The organism is Microcoleus sp. K4-B3 (genome assembly GCF_036704615.1).
In the GTDB taxonomy this organism is placed as follows: Bacteria; Cyanobacteriota; Cyanobacteriia; order Cyanobacteriales; family Microcoleaceae; genus Microcoleus.
The window spans coordinates 1-1,672 of sequence record NZ_JAUBSF010000218.1 but is presented as its reverse complement, the minus strand read 5'-3'; the positions used below and the strand labels follow the sequence as shown (position 1 = coordinate 1,672).

Annotated in this window: 1 pseudogene; it reads left to right on the top strand. The window is 33.4% G+C overall.

The annotated features are described in order from the left end of the window. The first annotated feature begins 240 nt into the window (after positions 1 to 240). Positions 241 to 1,486, top strand: a pseudogene (locus tag QUA78_RS32505) (ISL3 family transposase). Positions 1,487 to 1,672: the final 186 nt, after the last annotated feature.

The following is a 1,672-nucleotide window of genomic DNA, read 5'->3' as shown; positions in this document are numbered from 1 at the left end:
TTTGAATGAAAGACTCTAAAGAAGCTATTTCTTTTTCCCTATCTTTTTGTTGCATTTGTAAGTCATTCATTTTTTTAGGTTCTTCCTTACTTACTATGCTAAATAAATAGTCAAATTAGTAAATAAATATGAATAAATGTATGAAATAGTCACTCAAGTCCTTGCCAGACTTGACATCTAGGTTGGTTTAATTGTTAACTCTATCATGGCCACCAATATTTTTTAGATAAAATCACAGTCATGGCTACAAAAAACGGGACTAAAGTTCTAACAGAAATCCTGAATATAGAAGGAATTAAAGTAATCTCGCTCCCGTCAACAACCGGGAATTGGAATAATGTTACAGGTTGACTCAATATCCAAAGAAAGTCATTGCCATCGTTGCGGGACAAAAAGTCATAGATTACATCAAAACCATCGATACGTAGTGAAAGATTTATCATGGGGAGAAAAACCAGTATTTTTAGAAATTAACCGACGACAGTTTAAATGTAAAAAATGTGGAAAACCGTTTAGCGAAAAGTTAGATTTTGTCATGAACCGAAGAACTTATACAAAAAGACTGGCGACTCAAACAATCCAAGAAGTTTGAAAAAGCGATATTCACAGTGTGGCAAAAAAAGGGGTAGTAACAACAGAAGAAATAGAAAAAATGTTAGAGGATGCCTCATTACAATTATCCTCAAAACCATCGGGACTCAAAAAACTAGGAATTGATGAAATAGCCTTAACTAAAGGTCAAGGAAATTACTGTGCTGTATTAATAGATTTAGAAACATCTAAATTAATCACAATTATTGCCGGGAGAACGCAAGTAGACATCAAGAAAGTCCTTATTTCATGGGGTACAGAGGTCTTAGAACAGATAGAAGAAGTTAGTATAGATTTATGGAGAGGTTGCAAAACCCTCGTCATGGATCTCATACCAAATGTTCAGGTAGTAGCCGACAGATTTCATGTGACAGTACAAGTAAACAAGGAGTTAGACACACAGATAAAACGCGAAAGAATCCAGGCAAGAGATTTAGAAAAAACCACAAATTTACGCTCAAAAAAAGCAGAGTGTCAACAAATTTTAGAGGGATTTAAAAAAAGCAAGTATTCCTTATTGAAAAATGAACGAGACTTAAATGACCAGCAAAAAATTAAGCTATTGCAAGTGAAAACTGTGTGCCCCACCCTAAAAATAATGCATGAACTAAAAGAAGATTTTCGACAAATTTTTGACAAAACAACAAATTGGTTAAAGGCATTATTTAAAGTTGGACAATGGCACAAAAGAGCCAAAAAATATTTTCCCGATAGCGGGAACACTATTATCCATTGGCTTGATGAAATTATTGCTTACTTTGATAATAGGACGACAAGTGGTGTTGTTGAGGGTATCAACAACAAGCTCAAGTTAATAAAACGTTCTGCGTATGGCTTTAGGAATTTCGATAATTACAAAAATAGATGCTTGCTTACTTGGCATTTTAATTGTTAGTTTAGCATAGTAAGTAAGGAAGAGCCTTTTTTTATTGTTACAATCAAGTATTACATATAATTGTATCATAGTCTTGATAATGATTTAGGATTGCTATAGACGGATTAAAATAAGCTGTTTCGCATTAAAACTGGTATAATAATAAATCACAAGTCACAGAAAAGCCAGAAGTATGCCAGCCAAAAA